Below are 16,552 nucleotides of genomic sequence, written 5' to 3'. Positions count from 1 at the left end.
CTCCTCTCCGGGTTTATGCTCTCAGGTCAGATGGATGACATTCTTGCGGGAAATCGGTTGCAAGCCCCTCGCTCCTCCAGCGCGCGATATCAGCTTTCAGCTGCCCCAGATGGGCCTGCAACATGGCGTGGGCATCGGAGCCAAGAATGAGCCGCATCGGCGAATGGGGTGCCTCAACTGCCCTCACGATCACCTCTGCAGCCCGGTCCGGATCGCCCGGCTGGCTGCCAGCATGCGCTGACAGACTTGCCTCTATCGGGCCGATGAGCGGGGCATAGTCGGGGATCCTGTTCAGAGGCCTGATGATCTTGTCGCCCTCGAACTCGGTGCGAAAGGCTCCGGGCTCGACCAGCGTGCAGCGAAGGCCGAGATCTTCAATTTCTCCGGCGAGCGCTTCCATCCATGCCTCAAGGGCGAATTTCGATGCTGAATAGGCCCCGAGATCCGGTATGGACACCAGACCACAAATGCTAGTGACCGACAGGATATGCCCCGACCGTCGCCTGCGCATGCCGGGCAACACAGCGCGTGTCAGTTCCACCGTACCAAAGAAGTTCAGCTCGAAGGCCTGCCGCAACTGTGCGGAGGAGAGCTCTTCTCCGGCCCCGTTTATGCCTCGCCCGGCGACATTGGCGAGCACGTCAATCCTGCCAAAACGCGTCTCGGCAGCATCGATCGCCGATTGGCGCGACCCTTCATTTGTCAAATCGAGCGGAAGGGTCAGAACCCGGTCCGGAGCCAGATCGCGCAACGGCTGAAGACGCTCCGTGCGCCGCGCGCCGGCCACCAGACAATCCCCGCGCGCGATGACTGCGCAGCAGAGCGCCGCCCCCAGACCGGAGGAGGCTCCGGTAACAAACCAGATCTTTGGGGATGTCATGGGAGTTTCCTTTCAGCTCTGCCTTGCAGCGATTGCACCGCTATTGACGCTCAGAATTCCTGCGAAGTTGGACGCAATACGATGTCGTTGATGTCGACATTGTCTGCCTGCGAAATCGCAAAGGCGATGGTATCCGCTATCGTCTGGGTCGGGATGGCTGTCTTGTAGAACTCGACCATGGCGGCCGCGGCTGCAGGGTCGGACGAGCCATATTTCAGCTCGCTGTCCACCGCACCCGGAGACAGGGTGGTCGTGCGGATGTTCGGTCCCGCTTCCACGCGCAAGCCTTCAGAAATGGCGTGAACGGCAAATTTGGTTCCGCTATAGACCACGCCACCGGGCGCAGAGACCTTGATGCCGCCAACCGAGGAGAGGTTGATGAAATGGCCGCTATTCTGCTTGCGGAAAACCGGAAGGGCAGCGGAGATACCATAAAGGACACCCTTGATGTTGATGTCGATCATCGCATCCCATTCTTCGACCTTGTCCGCATCCAGCGGTGCGATTGCCATCAGTCCGGCATTGTTGATCATCACATCGAGACGACCAAATTCAGACAGGGCAAGGTCAACCAGCCCCTGCACATCTTCCCGTCTGGTCACATCGGTCTGGCGGTAGGCTGCCTGTCCGCCAGCATCGCGAATGCTGCTACAGATATCGGCGAGACGTTCCTGCCGGCGTGCGCCAAGCACGACCTTGGCACCAAGGCTTGCCAGATGACGGGCGGTGCATTCACCAAATCCGCTTGACGCTCCGGTGATGACAACCACCTTGCCTGCAATATTTTTCATTTTCTTTTTCCTTTTTTGTTGATTGCTGTTGGCTCTCTGGACTACAAAATAGTGGCGTCTCATTCTGCAATGAAGGTCCGATACTGGCTATTATTTGCCTATTTCTGCTTTTGGAGGGAAATATGCCACGCGAGAAATTACTCAATGAGCTGCTGCAGCGATGCCTTGGGGAGGCACCGGCAGGGACACGCGAGACGACCGTCGACGGGGTGAGACTGTTCTGGACCAGCATGCCGACACCACCCGCGCCGCTTCTTTATGAAGCCGGGCTCGTCATCCTGCTGCAGGGGCGCAAGGAAGGTCAGATTGCAGATCAGCGGTTCATCTATGACGAGAATAACTATCTGGTTCTGACATTGCCGATGCCGTTCCAGTGCGCCCATTTTGCCAGCCGGGAAGAACCGCTTTGCGGTCTGTTCATCACCTTTTCCCGACAGGAGCTTGCCGACATGCTGGCACAGATGGACCCCTTCGGCGGTGTGCGGGCGGAAACCGGGCTGAGTGCCTTGGCTCCCGCTCCCATGACGGAAATGATGCGCAACACCATCACTCAACTTCTCAGCCTGCAGGATGAAGAGATGGCATCGCGCATCATCGGCCCGATGCTGAAACTGGAAATCCTGTTCCATGCCCTGCGGGGGCCGTGCGGACCGGCTCTTGCGGCCTATGCCCAGCAGGCCGGTGATGATGGTAAGTTCGACAGCCTGATCGAAACAATGCGGCGTGACATGGCAAAGCCTGTGCGCGTCGAGGAGATGGCCGATCAGGTTTCCATGAGCGTATCAGCCTTTCACAGAGGCTTCCGGCGCAGGACGGGGCAGTCACCCTTGCAATATGTCAAACGGCTGCGTCTGCATGCTGCACGCGCCCTGATCGTCTTCGAAGGTGTACGTGTGGGAGATGCCGCCCATCGGGTCGGCTATGAAAGCCTTTCCCAATTCAGCCGCGAATATAAACGCCTGTTCGAAGAAGCCCCGCTTGAGACCAGAAGTTTCAGCCGGGAACAAGGCGCCCTCTAGCACGTGCCCTTGTATGATACCGGCAGTGAGAACGCGCCGGTTGGATCGAAGGGCGGCTTTCGGGAAGCACCGCGCGATCATCTCAAACGGACCGAACGGCAGCTCTGGGCCGTGGTTTCCAGGTACCTCATTCACGCATGCGAACACCCAACCATTTCCAATGTCGTGTTTGGGCTCGAAGCAGACTATTGAGAGAGCCGGGAAGCTCTTGTAAAGCAGGGTCCCCATTGAGGCCCTACCTATTTTTTTTGACCCTCGATAAGAGTAAGTTATCCCAACTGGGAAGGGATCTCGTGTGGGGAAACCAAAACTGAAATCAAAACAAGTTTTCCAAATGACTGCTACCTACTGCTACCCAGATCTGCCTTTACCGATCAACGTCGTCGAGCACGTAGTGATTGGCAAGCATCTCGAAAAATCAATCAGCAAAAAGCTGCTAGAAAGATCCAACGGAGCTCTCTATACCCAATATGTTGACCTCTAAGCTGGCACCGTGACAAGCGGCACATTCAGCGTTTCGAGTGACAAAGTCTGGGTGGACGGAAAACCGCCATCTACTGCGCACGCGAGATCTCCGATACCACTTGCCAAATCGGGCATTCGTGAAGTCTCAAGGCGTATCTTTATTGTTGAGCTCAATTCGAGCCGGGTGCGGCATTCTCATCAAATCAAGATCATTTCTGAAAGTGCATCAACTTTCATATGTTTTAAACCTTTTCGCTTTGTTCGCGGTGAATCTTGCAAGGCATCGACATGGATTGGCCATTCATGTCCAGCGCACTTGGCTGTGTGACACAGCCGTTATGGACCTGTCACGGAATTATACCGTTTCTTTGAAAGCATATTGCGCAACAAAGTCGATTGGGTATGGGGTGATCCAGAACCGAAGAATTTTGGCAAGAGGCGGTTCGCATTGCGTTGACCAGTGGCCTTTCAAGACGGCAGGTTGCATCTGATCTAGGGATTGGGATGTCAACGTTGAACAAGTGGGTACCCGCAAATACAAAGTCACGACCGATAGCAATCATGGTTTTATCATCGCACCTAATCTTCTAGATCGAAACTTCTATGCGAGTGATTAAAACCAGAAGTGGGCTAGCGACAAAGCTGGCAAACAAGAAGACAAGCTGAAGTGGCAATTTTTGAATATATCAATGGCTTCTACAATCCCAGAAGAAAACATTCAGCTCTCGGCTGGAAAAGCCCCTTGGCATTCGAAAGAAAAGCAACCTAAATGAATACCGGCAGCGGAACAAAACCGTGACCGGTCCAATTGGTTGTTTTACACAAAAGTTACCCCCTCAGCGTGGGTTTGTGGGCTGGCTTTTGTTCTTCAGAGGCTCTTTTTTTACAGCTACAGTTATACGAAAAGCCGAGCTCGTCGAGCGCCGACAACGTCGACGCTATTGTTTTCAGAGCATCAAAGAAGACCCGCCCCTTTCGTATTGACATAGAGGGAATAGATGGAATGACCGGCAGCCATGAAGAGCCGATTGCCCATCAATCCTCCAAAACAAAGATTGGCGCATCGTTCTGGCAGGCTGATATGTCCAATTTTCTTGCCTTCAGGGTTAAAAATCATCACCCCGTCCCCCTCGACAGGATTCTTGAGATTACCCCATCCGCACCAGAGATTGCCATCTACATCGCATTTGATACCATCAAACGCCCTTTCTCCGTCCTCCTGGATAAGGTTGCGTTTGTTAGAAAGCGACCCGTCTGCGCTGACATCGAAGGCCCACAGGATCCGGTTCGGCTTGGCTCTTCCTTCCACTACATAGAGCGTCTTTTCATCCTGCGTGAAGCATAATCCGTTTGGTGCAGCCAGATCATCCAGAACCCGCATCAGCTCTCCTTGCGGGGTGATGCGATAAAGCGCATCTGGAAGCTCGGACGAGGCCTTGATGCCCTCATAATTACTGGAAATCCCGAAAGGAGGGTCAGTGAACCAGATCGCCCCATCAGATGTGCAGGTAATATCGTTAGGAGAATTCAGCTTTTTACCCTCAAAACTATCGGCTATCACGGTAATTTCACCACTATGTTCGGTTCTGGTGACCCTTCTTCGGCGGCTTTCGCATGTCAGCAGGCGCCCCTGACGATCTAGTGCATTTCCATTAGAGTTTTCAGAAGGGGACCGAAACACAGCTGTTTGCCCAGTAATTTCATCCCAACGCATCATTTTGTTGTTGGGGATGTCACTGAACAGAAGATACTGCCCGTCCCCAACCCAAACAGGTCCTTCAGTCCAACGGAACCCGGTGGACAGACGTTCTACACTGGCGGCAGGCAGCCAAACTTTCATGAACTCAGGGTCGAGAATTTTGATCAAAGGGTCCGGGTAGCGCAATGATGGCTCCCACCCTGCAGCTCTGGCAGGTACAGAGGCGGCTGCCGCTGTGGCTGTAATGGCAAGGCCTGTGAAGAAATGCCTTCGCGTTATATTTCTGTCATTATGCATGGTTTTCCTCCTCAAATGTCCGCAAACGGAATGAATGCCTGCGTTTATGGGATCGGCGAAGTGCCCTCTACCGATCCGAAATTGCGATTGTCGTTAAGCCTTTGACTGTTTGTGGGTCTTCGACAGAAGCGGCTTTGCATAGGGCCAGAGGATGCTGACGAGCGCCACCAACAGAAGGATGGCAGACACCGGTCGCGTGATGAACATCATCAGGCCATGTTCGTCATAGGTAAGCGAATTGCGCATATTGAGCTCAAGCATGGGCCCGAGGATATAGGCGAGCAAGAACGGGCTAATGGGCAGCGAAAACCAGTCCATCAGGAAGCCGAAGAGCGCAAAGCCAAGCAAGAAATAGAAGTTGAACTCGGTTCCGGCATAAACAAAGGTACCCGTAAAGCACAGCACGATGATCGCTGGATAGAGGATATTGTGCGGAATGCGCAGGATATAGGGGAACAGGCGAATACCGAAATACTGGATGATAAGCACCAGAATGGAGGAGAACAGCGCCGTTGCGAAGATCGTATAGATGATATCGGGATTGGTGTCGAACAGCAGCGGGCCGGGCTGCAAACCGTGGATCATAAGACCACCAAGCAGCAAAGCTGTGGTGCCATCTCCGGGAATACCCAACGAGATCATAGGGATCAGTGATCCGCCAATTGAAGCATTGTTAGCGGTCTCACTGGCAAAGACGCCATCAATACACCCCTTGCCAAACTCTTCGGGATGTTTGCTGGCGCTTTTGGCCTGAGCATAGGCAACAAGGTTGGACAAGGCCGCGCCCATACCAGGAAGGAAACCAATCCAGAGGCCGATCATGAAGGATCGGAACATGTTGGTGGCGTTCGAGCGATACTCTTCAAGGGACACACCCAGCCCACGGATTTTTCCGATATCGACCTGAGGGAAGCTGCGCAATCCGCGAGCATATTCTGCGGTAATTTGCTTGATGGCAAACAGCCCGAGCATCAAAGCAATCAGATCAAAACCACTCCCCATATAGACTGAACCAAAGGTAAAGCGCTCCGAACCATCGATGGGAGCAAAGCCAACACAGCTCGTCAACAAGCCAAGAGCAGCAGCCGCAAAGCCATGGAACACGCCATCTTTGGCGAGTGAAGAAACCAACGAAATGGCACAGAGGCCGAGCGCGAAATACTCCCAAGGCCCAAGGCGCACTGCCACACTGGCGAGCATCTGGCTCATGAAGGTGGCAATGATGATACTGAGCGCAGTGCCGATGAAGGACGCCGAAATCGCAGCACCCAAAGCCCGCACGGCCTCGCCCTTTTGCGTCATGGGATAGCCATCAAAAGTCGTCGCAACGGCTGACGGCGAACCGGGAATACCCAGCAGGATAGAGCCTATCATCGCCCCCGACTGACCGCCGACCCAGACAGAGATCAGCATGGCGAAGGCCATTTGAGGATCCATGCCAAAGGTCATTGGCAGGAAGAGGGCTACGGCTATGCCTCCGCTCAGACCAGGAATTGCACCGAAGACAATGCCAACAACGTTTGAGAGAAGGACTACTGCGAATGTCGTGGGCAGGAACAGAGCCCCGAAGCTGGTTAGAAACATGGTCATCGCGGGCCCTCAGTACAGAATGCCTTCCGGGAGATAGGATCCCAGAACATATTGAAAGAACGAATAGATGATGGCGAATGTGATTGCCGTATAGATCAACGCTCTGAAAAGGGAGAACTGGCCCTTCTGCGACATCTGCCAGTAGAAGAAGAAAAGCATGATCGGCGTTGCAATCTTGAACCCGATGAGCCAGAGCATCAGACCATAGGCGATCAGACCGGCAAATACCAAAGCCAGCTTGATCCAGTAACCCTTCTGGAAGACCTGCTTCTTTTGGTTTTTCTTTGATTGGATGAGCAGCCCCAGTCCGCAGAGTACGAGGATAGTGCAAGCAAAAAGCGGGAATAGCTTTGGTCCCGGATCGTCTGTCATTGGGGTATAGTCGATTTGAACGGTCACGATACCCAGAAAAAGGGCAGCGATCATCAGCAAAATGCCGAGATATCGGTCTCTAGTCATGGTCTGTTCCGCGCAGGAAATGGGCAACAATCTTGGGATGCGGGAACGGTTGCCCTGCCTGTCTGTGTTGTCTTTGCTATTCACTATCTTTGGCGAATTCGATCTTTGCCTTCTCGATCAAGTCATCGATGAAGCGGCTCCAAAGATCCGGGTCATAAAATGGATTGTGATCCTCAGCAATCTCTGAAACCCGATCCAGCATGCGCACATGGATTGGGTGGGAGCCAAGAGCAATATCTATAGGCATGTCCCGCAAGGCATGCAGCGACTGAAGATAGTCCGATTGGTAGCTTTTGGGAAGAGAGTGCTCTTTCAAAAAGGCATTGGAGAGCGTGTTTAGCCCAATACCTCCATGCAAGCCGCAGCGGTAAGTCTTATCATCATCACTTGTCGCATCGAAAAAGAACGATGTTGTTCCCGGAGTATGGCCTGGCGTCAGGACGGTCGTAATCTCCCTGTCGCCCAAGCGTACCGGCTTGGCATCGTCGTAATAGTCATCCACGTTGAACTCCCCATAGGGATAGCCGAAATCGAACAGCATGTCGGGCCGCTGGGTCAGAAAATCGTGGTCCTCGCGGCTCAGCATGATCCGAGCTCCGGAAAGTTCGGTGATCACACGCGCACCGCCAACATGATCATAATGCATGTGAGACAGGAGCAGAAGCTTGATATCCTTGGGGTCAAATCCGAGCTTTCGGATATTCTCAAGAACGATATGAACTTGAGGCTGCATCGTCGAGTCGATCAGGATCAGACCCTCGGAGCTGCTAAGCAAATAGCATCCTACCCAGCTGTTTCCGACATAGTATGTGTTTGGAGCAACCTTGAAAGGGTCGATATCGACTTCCCATGGACGTTCACAACCCTGCCTCAACGAGGCGACGGGATCCCTCCGAACCGGAGAGGCTGTCTGCTCGGACATATCTTTAATCCTTATAGATTTTACTGAACTTTCGGAACGTGACCAAGCGAAGGAGGCGGGTTTGAGTGCCAGAGGGCGTCACCCGTCTCCTTCATTCACGGGGGGATCACTCGAAGCCGAGCTCTTTGGCAAGTTCGGCAACCACCGCATCCTGCTCGCCAAGAACTTCTTGGCTTTCCGCTAGTGGCAATGTTGTCATTGGAATGCGCATTTTGGTCAGCTGATCGGAAATCTCCGGATCAGCAACAGCATTTGCAAAGCCCTTGTTGATGGCCTCGGCGAGAGCCGGGTTCATGTCTTTGGGGCCAAGCAGCAGGAAGTCAAGACTGAAGAGCACGCCCGGATAACCAAGCTCCGTGAAGGTTGGAATATCAGCGACGGTTTCGTCTTTCTCCGAGGTGCGAGAAACGCTGGCAAGGATTTTGAGCTTGCCCGCTTCCTTGTGCTGAACTGCAGTTGAGCAACTGACGAGGCCGGTAACGATGTTGCCACCTTCAATGGCGACTGTCAGATCGGAATCGCCACCGCCCTGAACAAACCGGTAGGCTGCTCCCGTTTCACGCTGAATGAGGGCACCTCCGAAGTGCGTACCACTTTTCAGCTGCACGCCAAATGTCACGGCATCCGGGGTCTCTTTAGAAGCATCGGTGAGAGCTTGAAGACTGTCATAGGGAGAGTTCTGATCGACAACCAGACAGTAGCTAGCCTTAAGTGGGAAGAAGGCAAGGGTTGTAAAATCCTTTGATGGAGATGCCTTGATCAGTCCGGTGTGCGACCGGTGGATGATCGCCGAGTTGAAGAACAGCAAAGTATTGCCATCAGGGCGAGCTCGCTGAACGGACGTCGCCGCCACGCCGCCACCACCTGCAGGCTGGTTTACTACGACGAAGGGTTTGCCCAACTGTTCATGCAGCTTGTTTGCGATCAGACGCGAAACAGCATCTGTACCCCCGCCAGGTTTGATCGGAACAATCATCCGAACAGAGCCTTTGGGCCAATTGGCCTCGGCGGCTTTTGTTTCTGAAACAGTGGTCGCGATCAGACCGCTGGCAAGCAAAAGGCCACCTGCAGTGCATGCAAAAAAGGTGCGTGAGAGATTAATTCTAAGGGTCATTTTATTCCTCCCGGTTAGAATGCGTGCTTTCCTCCAAAAAGCACTTTTCAATATGACCTCACATATTTGATAGAATTAAAAATTAAAAAATTGCCAACTTCATAAGCATCGCTTATATCGCAATCATGACCATGGATTCTACTACGCTGCTCAATCGATTGCTGACGAAAGGAAAGTTTCGTCATCTACAAGCCATCGTTCGCCTCAATGATCTCAGAAATATCAGCCGAGCGGCCGAGTCGATTGGCATCACTCAGCCTGCCATGTCACTGCTTGTTTCAGATCTGGAGAAGCTACTGGAAACAAGGCTTTTCTTGCGACACACTCGGGGTGTTGAACCCACGCCAGCAGCCATGGAACTGATCACTGTTGCTGGGTATATCATCAAACATCTGGAAGATGGGGCGGAAGCTATCAGCGCTCAAATCTTTGGCGCTCGCTACTTTGTGCGCGTCGCCGCAACCGCCTCGATGATTGAAAATCTGTTTGTACAGACGATACCTGAATTCACCCAAAAGCATCCCGAAATTCAGGTTGATCTAAACGAGATTTCAAATCGTGAACTAGACGAAGGCTTTGCGAGTGGCGAATATGATCTGATCTGTTGCCTCAAGAAAGAAGTGTTGCCAGAGGGATGGGACTTTTGTCCCTGTGTAAATGATAAGCTCGTCGCGGTTTGTTCTTCGAGTTCGAGTCTGGGGCAGAGCCAGGACTTTAATTCGCGAGACTTCGGGCAAGAGACCTGGCTTCCAAATCATGCACGGACAGCCTCAAGACGTGGTTTTGATTATTTAAAAAAGCGCCATAGTTGGGACAATGTGAAAACGGTTAATCTGACAAGTCGCAGCATTTCCCTTACTTTTGCCATGCTACATGCGCGAGAGCTGGTGACCGTGCTGCCACGCAGTATTGTCAAACGGGGCCTGGAAGATGGGAGCCTTGTTGAGCTGCCGCTGGACATTGGCATTTCACACTGGCAATTGGGTATTCATTGGCAATCTAACAACGCCAGCCCTGCGACTGTTATATTACTCAACGCCCTGAAAACCCATAAGGTTATATGATCTAGTTGGCAAAGTATTTTCGTCTCCCTCTGACATTTGGTTTCAAGGGCGAAGAAGCCTAGAGCAGAGCAACCAATTGCAAAGCAGTGACCTTCGAGAAGCAGAACCGGCCCTTTTGTATATGCCGGCTGTTGTACGCAAGAGATTTCTTTGCAGGCCACAAGAAGTTGCTCAAATGTATCCCGCTGTCCCGTCTCAACGCTTATACCAAAGAGCAAAGTTACAGACTCAATTTAGGGATTCTCTTTTTTGTGCATTTTTTGAATCAATAAGTTTCATTGATTTGGGGGATGCAGAATGGGCAGAGCAGTATCACTTCGTGATGATTATGATGGTCAGACGTTGCGGCAATTGGCCAAGCATAGCAAGCAAGCGAGCCAAGGACGAAGCCGCTCGATAATGGGGACTTATCCCAATACAGAAACCTATTGCAGCGATTCATGCCAAGCGCAGCGAAGTCAATAAATGAGCCCATTAGAGACCTTCGAATTGAAGGATCATGCGCCGATGCTACAACGGGGGCCAGAAAACACGGCCCAAACCTGACTTTTGTTAGGTTGCTGATGTTGCAGTGCAGTCTCCTTTAACCTGCCATTCGCTCCGTGTGCAGCATTTCGGCAATGCCTCCTCTAGTGCCGCCGCTAACAAACCTTGGTTCGTAATCTCGGGAAATGTGGGACTTCGTAAAATCAACGAGGATCGAAAGCTTGTAGCCTATACGCATCACCCTTGATAGCTGTATTTTAAAATAAAGAGAATCGTTGCAACAAAGACAGAAGGCCATTGGTAAAAGTGACAAGTAACTCCTACAAACCGCCACAAGCGAATGCGACATTACGGTCTACAAGTGGTGCTGGGTTTGATTTTGAAGATAGGATTAGTGCTTGGTTGCTGGTTAAAGCCATGTGCGGTGAGCAAGTACCATGTATAGGAGGCTCTACAATCCAACTCCAGGCGCAGGTCGAAGCACTTGGGTGGCGTATGGACGATATCCTTGTGACAAGCAAGATAGATCGTACGAACCAAGCACATTTGGCTATTTCTGCAAAAGGAAACAGGCAGGTCAGTCGATCAGGCCTTCCAACTGATTTTGTTGAGCGAGCTTGGGAGCAGTGGGCAAGCTGCGACGGGCCCTTCAATCCTAAATTCGATGGTCTAGCACTTATCACGCGTGGCCTTGATCATAATTTTGATCCGCATTGGTGGGAAGTAAAGAATGCATGTTCTGGGTCTGATATAGCACTAGCGTTGGCGAGGATAAAAAATAATTCCAACCAACTGCGCATCTTTAACAGCGTTCAAAACCCAGCTGGAAAAGCCGCTGGTGATGAACATGAAACAGTTCGGCTCATTAGTTGTCTCCACGTAATCCCGTTAGACTTTCAACTCAATCATTCGAATGCAGAAGAGCAGTCGATAGCACAATGTCGTCGATTGTTAGAGTCCAGCGAAGTGTCCCAAGCAGAAAAGCTATGGGAAAACCTTGTAAACATCGCCAGAGATGTGCGGATCAATCGCGGGACTGTTACTTTGCGATCTCTGTTCGCAAGCTTGCGGGGAAGTTTCAGGCTGCGAGATCATCCTGACTATGAGCAAGATTGGCAAACACTTCACAATGTAACTGAGGATCATAGGTCTCGCATAGAGACTGAGCTTTCAACGGGATTCTCCGTTAGAAGGGTTGAAGAAAGTGAACGGTTGTATGATGCAGTAACAGAAGCTGAAGTAACCGTGATATTTGGGGATTCAGGTTGCGGCAAGTCAGCGTTGGCAAAAACCGTCTTGGACGAGCGATTGAGTTCTTGGAAGCAGATCTGGCTCCCGCCAGACGATCTTAAAACTGCACTGAGTGCCGCAAAACGCAATAGCTTACCTTTGCATCACGAGTTATCAGAGATCCTAAGAACGAGTGTACATGAAAAGAGTGTACTCATATTGGATTCCTCTGAACGCATTGAGCCTTCAGAGTTGCCTGTCTTACGACAACTGATCCAGGCTCTGGTTTCTGATAGGTCGGTCGATGGATCAAGTTCTTGGCATGTTCTTATCATCACACAACCTCAGAACCTGAGCACGATCGGGGAAACATTGGCTGGTCAGCGGACAACTGAAGCCATTGAGATCCCCAAGTTAAAAACGGAAGAAGTTAGATCTGCTCTTACATCCTCCACAAACTTTAGTTGGTTACTTGGGCACGATGATACCATCGCAGCCCTGACTAACCTTAGGGCCCTTTCATGGGTTCTGAAAGCTGGCGCGGCATTTGCAACCAATAAAGAAGAAATTTTTTCTCATGTTGAAGTTGCAGATCGACTTTGGCGATACTGGACTGGCGATAATGCTAATTGTCAGGCGCTGATGATGCGCCTGTCTGAAAGAGATGCATTATTTGAGCGGAGCTTTGCTCTAACAGAGTTGAATCCGATTGATGTTTCGATATTTGCAGAACGGTCTCCAGACCTTCCACTTCATTTAAATGAAAGAACCAATCGGATCGTCTTTGAACATGATCTTGCTGCCGACTGGTCGCGTTTTCAGTTCTTGAAGCAACATGCCGCAGCGACGGAGAAATGGGTTTCTTTGGCACAGAACCCGCTATGGACAAATGCACTGCGAATGTTTGGTCAATATCTGCTAAGGGCAAACAATCAAGATGCCGCTATGTGGGATGTCGCCTTCGCTGCCACAGAGGTTGCTGAAAATGGCCAAGCAGGCGACACTCTCCTTGATGCTCTTTGTTTGGATCCACTTGCCGAACATTACTTAACTGAGCGCATTGATTTTCTTCTAGAAAACAAAGCCAAACGGTTGGAAAAGCTACTCTCGCGATTTTTCCATATTGCTACAAGACCAAAGCTCGGAAATCTTGGCTTGGCATCATCTGTCGGCCTTTACATGGAGGCCCAATTTCGTACTGTCATTTTCTCGCGCTGGCCGCCAGTTCTGCGCTTTCTCATTGCCAACCGCGAAAAGCTCGATGGCCTGATATCGACTGCTCTATCCAAAGTCATTAAGACCTGGCTAACTGAGACGCCGCAGCAGTTTACTTCGGGCCAGTCGATCCCTTTTCGGCAAGAAATTACCGATATGGCACTTGCTATGGCTCGAACCGTTCAGGTTGAGAAAGGCCAAGGTACCATTTTCCTTGACCGAGATACTATTTACTACACCGCCCCTTTAGCTGGAGCTGCTGATTTGCCAGGTAAAATCAATGACTGGGCACTAGAGCTTGCAGGTCGCTGCGAAACCGATCCTCAAACATCCATCCGTATCACCTATGCTCGGCAGCTAAACCACAAAAAGCATCTCGAGCGCCTAGAAACGGATCCTGAATACAAGGCAAGACAAGAAAGTCATTCTAAATCTCTGCCAGTAATCGGTATCTCGGAAAAACATAGGGATCCCTGGCCTTTAGGACCGAGACACAAGCTTGACATGGATTTCCGAACCGCTTGCTTTAAAGATAATGGTATCGTTCCTTTGATGCACTCCTCTCCTGCGGTCGCGGCAGAAGTCTTGCTTGCGCTAATGATCGAAGAGGAGCCAAAACAAAGGCATAGATCGTATCGGCACCGTGACTATCTTGGGTTAGAATTTGCCCGAGATGGATATCCGACAGCTTTTTGGAAAAGTCCGTTTTTCTCATTTCTGAACATCTCGCCAAGAATTGCACTTCAAGCGCTGATTAACCTTGTCAATTTTTGCACGGACCGCTGGTTCGATGAGTTTTCTGAAAACGAGAAAGATGCATTTCCCTGTGTAAGATTAAAATTCGACGACGGCTCGGAAAGATGGTTTTCAGGCTGGTGGCAGATTTATGGTTGGCCCCAAACCAACAATACCTCTAACGGAAATCTCTTTTGTTCGCTTGATGCACTAGAGCGTTGGTTAACCCTCAAGCTGGATGCAAAAGAAGATATTTGTCCGTATCTGGAACAGTTGCTTGCTGAAGGAAACTCTGCTGCCCTCATCAGTGTTTTGATCAACGTGGCTAAGTATCAGCCTGCCCTCTTAAAGCAAGAATTAAAACCATTGCTGACTTTTCCTGATATTTTCCATTGGGACGAGCGCCGGATTGAAAATATTGGCTATACTTTTGATGATTTTGTCTGGTTTCAGCAGGGCGAAGCGATTTTCAATGCCGCACGTGAGTGGACACTGTCACCTCATCGAAAGCTCAAGTTTCTTGAGATCTCCATCAACCTTCTTATCGAAAACAAGGGTATCGCAGATCAGTTTAAGTCCATTGTTCCAACTTGGAATTTGCCAGACGACCCTAAGGAAGCTTTAGAATACAAGCTCATTTTTGCCAGACTGAATAGAGATCATTATCAACTATCCATTGATGCAGATACTGGCGGGCAAACACTTGCATTCATATGCCCAGATTCTCTGATTCAAGAAATGCAGCAATGGCAAGCCGATCACGCAGAGCCGCTCAGTCAGTTTATGACCCCTTATCAATGTCAAAAAAGAATTGAAAGAGGTGGTTTCCTTACTGATGAGGAGGCGGGACACCTCTACAATCTAATCATCACATGTGAAAATGAAACAATTGACGAGAATAATAAAGAGGCAAATTCTAGCTGCAAAATCGCTGCATCGTCTACGCTCGTAATTCTTGGAACCGACTGGCTTACAAGGAACCAAACGGTTTACTCCCACATACTCCAAATTCTCCGCACCACAATCTCAGAAATACCCTCAACAGCAAGGGGTATCCGTCAAGCTCAGTTCGGATCGCTTCTTGATGGTGAAAATCTTCTTTCTTACGCAATTGTTCAACTCTGGATAAAAGATTGTAGTAGTACCGAATGGGAAAGAGCGATTCTTTGTCTCCTCACCAGTGGCAACTACAGATCATCCGCAGCAATCGTAGACACTGCTTATCTTTACCGTGATCAATTAGGAAATGCTTGGTGGCGGCTAATCCAACTGGGGACACTCTGGTCCGGTTTGCGCTTGCTGATCCCTCGTATAGAGGGAGATTGTGATGCAGAAAGGCGCTGGAATAGATGGCTTCTTCGGTTTCGAGCATTTCCACTTCGAGAAAAAGAAATCTTGCCGAGCTATATCAGCTTAGAGCGCATTGCCAAATCATGCAGCCGTTTGGAATACCGACGTGAGCTACGCCTTTACAATTCCGGTCACGATACTTGGTATGGCGAGCCAGAGCCTAGGTTGGGTTTCGCGCTAGATAGCACCTTTCTGGAAGGACTGTTTCATTGGCTCATCAAAGGAGACGGAACAGGTGATTGGGTGACGGATAAAAGCTTGGCTCTGAGTATTTGGAACTATGATGCCCAACGCGCTAAGGAGAGATCAGACAAAGATGATGGTGAGTATGATTTGCCAAGTGGGCATCTTGGATATGACATTCTGCATCGTCTTGCGGTACTGACAATTGAAGCGCCTTCCAACAATGATGCGCTTGTTTGGCGACCGTTACTTGAGCGTGGACCTGTTGCCCATGTTGCACTGAAGCATTTCATTCGGGCGTTTTTTCTTCAGCTTCGCGAAGCTGGCCGCTCGTCCCGGTTCGAAATGATTTGGCGTGCCATGGTAGAGTATGCCCTTGAGGTGGATTGGTCTCAAAAAGGGCTCTGGTTTCATGGCGAACGCCTAAAATGCGATTTGCTCGGATTTGGTAATGCATCGCTGCTCGTCGCTCTTGACTCGGGAGCCATCACCAGAATGAAGGATCTGTATGAAAAGTGGGCAAACACGCATCTCCGACGAGATGAAAACATCGGCTATTTTTGCCACTTTCTCAAGTCAGACTTCGCGGCTCCATTACGATCAAATGGCTTAAGATGGCTAGCAGATACGTTGAAACAGATCGACGCTCCAAAAAGTTGGTTCCGCGATGAAACCGGCGAAGTTATTGCTGAGCTTATTTCAGAGATTTTGACATTGGACTTCCAAGCTCTGGCTACTGAACCGGAAGCGCGCCAAGCTGTTATTGAGATTGTGGCCATTCTATCTGCGAATAACATGTCTATCGCACTTACGCTTCAGGATCGGATCAGGCAACTGAGATGACCTCCCTGAAAATGCCACAAGCTGTATTTTGGTATAGTTCTAGTTAAGATTTATCAAATGACCAACAAAGAATTGTTAGAAGATCGTTTCAATAAACTAGTTGAAGATTACCCGGAAGCGTTAATCAGGATCGCGAGTCTGCGAGCTGATAAAAAGCAATATCTGTTATTTGCAGGGGTAGAACTATATCCGTTTGATATGGCTGCACCA

At 50.5% G+C, this 16,552-nt stretch carries 11 protein-coding genes and 1 pseudogene; 5 read left to right on the top strand and 7 right to left on the bottom strand.

Annotated features, from left to right (window positions below; genetic code table 11):
• Positions 1-13 precede the first annotated feature (13 nt).
• Both ACHZB8_RS14320 and ACHZB8_RS14315 read right to left on the bottom strand, forming a co-directional pair.
• Positions 14-880, bottom strand: coding sequence for an SDR family NAD(P)-dependent oxidoreductase (locus ACHZB8_RS14320; protein ID WP_316861313.1), 867 nt, complete (start codon positions 878-880; stop codon positions 14-16).
• 50 nt (positions 881-930) lie between these two features.
• Positions 931-1,671: an SDR family oxidoreductase gene (locus tag ACHZB8_RS14315; RefSeq protein WP_316861311.1), complete on the bottom strand. Its 741-nt coding sequence runs from the start codon at positions 1,669-1,671 to the stop codon at positions 931-933.
• A gap of 122 nt (positions 1,672-1,793) precedes the next feature.
• Here ACHZB8_RS14315 and ACHZB8_RS14310 point away from each other — a divergent pair, with 122 nt between their 5' ends.
• The 3 genes and pseudogenes from ACHZB8_RS14310 to ACHZB8_RS14300 all read left to right on the top strand — a co-directional run.
• Positions 1,794-2,690, top strand: coding sequence for an AraC family transcriptional regulator N-terminal domain-containing protein (locus tag ACHZB8_RS14310; protein ID WP_316861310.1), 897 nt, complete (start codon positions 1,794-1,796; stop codon positions 2,688-2,690).
• A gap of 3 nt (positions 2,691-2,693) precedes the next feature.
• On the top strand, positions 2,694-2,882 hold the full coding sequence (locus tag ACHZB8_RS14305; protein ID WP_316861309.1) for a hypothetical protein: 189 nt from the start codon (positions 2,694-2,696) through the stop codon (positions 2,880-2,882).
• A 907-nt stretch (positions 2,883-3,789) separates the two neighbouring features.
• Positions 3,790-3,924 (top strand): annotated as a pseudogene (locus ACHZB8_RS14300) (IS3 family transposase); the annotation flags it as partial.
• Between the two features lie 186 nt (positions 3,925-4,110).
• On the opposite strand, the gene ACHZB8_RS14295 reads toward ACHZB8_RS14300, so the two are convergent.
• From ACHZB8_RS14295 to ACHZB8_RS14275, 5 genes are all read right to left on the bottom strand, one after another.
• Positions 4,111-5,151 (bottom strand): SMP-30/gluconolactonase/LRE family protein, encoded by a 1,041-nt coding sequence (locus tag ACHZB8_RS14295; RefSeq protein ID WP_394706204.1) that lies wholly within the window; start codon positions 5,149-5,151, stop codon positions 4,111-4,113.
• A gap of 93 nt (positions 5,152-5,244) precedes the next feature.
• Entirely contained in the window at positions 5,245-6,741 is a 1,497-nt protein-coding gene (locus ACHZB8_RS14290) for a tripartite tricarboxylate transporter permease (RefSeq protein WP_316861308.1), read from the bottom strand.
• 9 nt (positions 6,742-6,750) lie between these two features.
• Positions 6,751-7,200: a tripartite tricarboxylate transporter TctB family protein gene (locus tag ACHZB8_RS14285; RefSeq protein WP_316861307.1), complete on the bottom strand. Its 450-nt coding sequence runs from the start codon at positions 7,198-7,200 to the stop codon at positions 6,751-6,753.
• A 76-nt stretch (positions 7,201-7,276) separates the two neighbouring features.
• A complete protein-coding gene (locus tag ACHZB8_RS14280) occupies positions 7,277-8,122 on the bottom strand; it encodes an MBL fold metallo-hydrolase (RefSeq protein ID WP_316861306.1) in 846 nt (281 codons plus the stop codon).
• Between the two features lie 106 nt (positions 8,123-8,228).
• Positions 8,229-9,236, bottom strand: coding sequence for a tripartite tricarboxylate transporter substrate binding protein (locus ACHZB8_RS14275; protein WP_316861304.1), 1,008 nt, complete (start codon positions 9,234-9,236; stop codon positions 8,229-8,231).
• Between the two features lie 131 nt (positions 9,237-9,367).
• On the opposite strand from ACHZB8_RS14275, the gene ACHZB8_RS14270 reads away from it, so the two are divergent.
• Complete coding sequence (locus ACHZB8_RS14270) at positions 9,368-10,300, top strand: LysR family transcriptional regulator (RefSeq protein ID WP_316861302.1); 933 nt, start codon at positions 9,368-9,370, stop codon at positions 10,298-10,300.
• Positions 10,301-11,083: 783 nt separating this feature from the next.
• The gene (locus ACHZB8_RS14265) at positions 11,084-16,342 is read left to right on the top strand and encodes an ABC transporter ATP-binding protein (protein WP_316861300.1); all 5,259 of its coding nucleotides are present in this window, start codon (positions 11,084-11,086) and stop codon (positions 16,340-16,342) included.
• Positions 16,343-16,552: the final 210 nt, after the last annotated feature.

The organism is uncultured Cohaesibacter sp., assembly GCF_963556055.3.
Classification (GTDB): domain Bacteria; phylum Pseudomonadota; class Alphaproteobacteria; order Rhizobiales; family Cohaesibacteraceae; genus Cohaesibacter.
The sequence above is the reverse complement of the archived record's forward strand: the minus strand, read 5'-3'. Positions and strand labels throughout refer to the sequence as shown.

What these genes read in the sequence shown, in the direction of transcription:
- ACHZB8_RS14295 (WP_394706204.1), bottom strand. Translation starts at nt 5,151, where the DNA reads ATGCATAATGACAGAAATATAACGCGAAGGCATTTCTTCACAGGCCTT.
- ACHZB8_RS14275 (WP_316861304.1), bottom strand. Translation starts at nt 9,236, where the DNA reads ATGACCCTTAGAATTAATCTCTCACGCACCTTTTTTGCATGCACTGCA.
- ACHZB8_RS14315 (WP_316861311.1), bottom strand. Translation starts at nt 1,671, where the DNA reads ATGAAAAATATTGCAGGCAAGGTGGTTGTCATCACCGGAGCGTCAAGC.
- ACHZB8_RS14270 (WP_316861302.1), top strand. Translation starts at nt 9,368, where the DNA reads ATGGATTCTACTACGCTGCTCAATCGATTGCTGACGAAAGGAAAGTTT.
- ACHZB8_RS14310 (WP_316861310.1), top strand. Translation starts at nt 1,794, where the DNA reads ATGCCACGCGAGAAATTACTCAATGAGCTGCTGCAGCGATGCCTTGGG.
- ACHZB8_RS14280 (WP_316861306.1), bottom strand. Translation starts at nt 8,122, where the DNA reads ATGTCCGAGCAGACAGCCTCTCCGGTTCGGAGGGATCCCGTCGCCTCG.
- ACHZB8_RS14290 (WP_316861308.1), bottom strand. Translation starts at nt 6,741, where the DNA reads ATGACCATGTTTCTAACCAGCTTCGGGGCTCTGTTCCTGCCCACGACA.
- ACHZB8_RS14320 (WP_316861313.1), bottom strand. Translation starts at nt 880, where the DNA reads ATGACATCCCCAAAGATCTGGTTTGTTACCGGAGCCTCCTCCGGTCTG.
- ACHZB8_RS14285 (WP_316861307.1), bottom strand. Translation starts at nt 7,200, where the DNA reads ATGACTAGAGACCGATATCTCGGCATTTTGCTGATGATCGCTGCCCTT.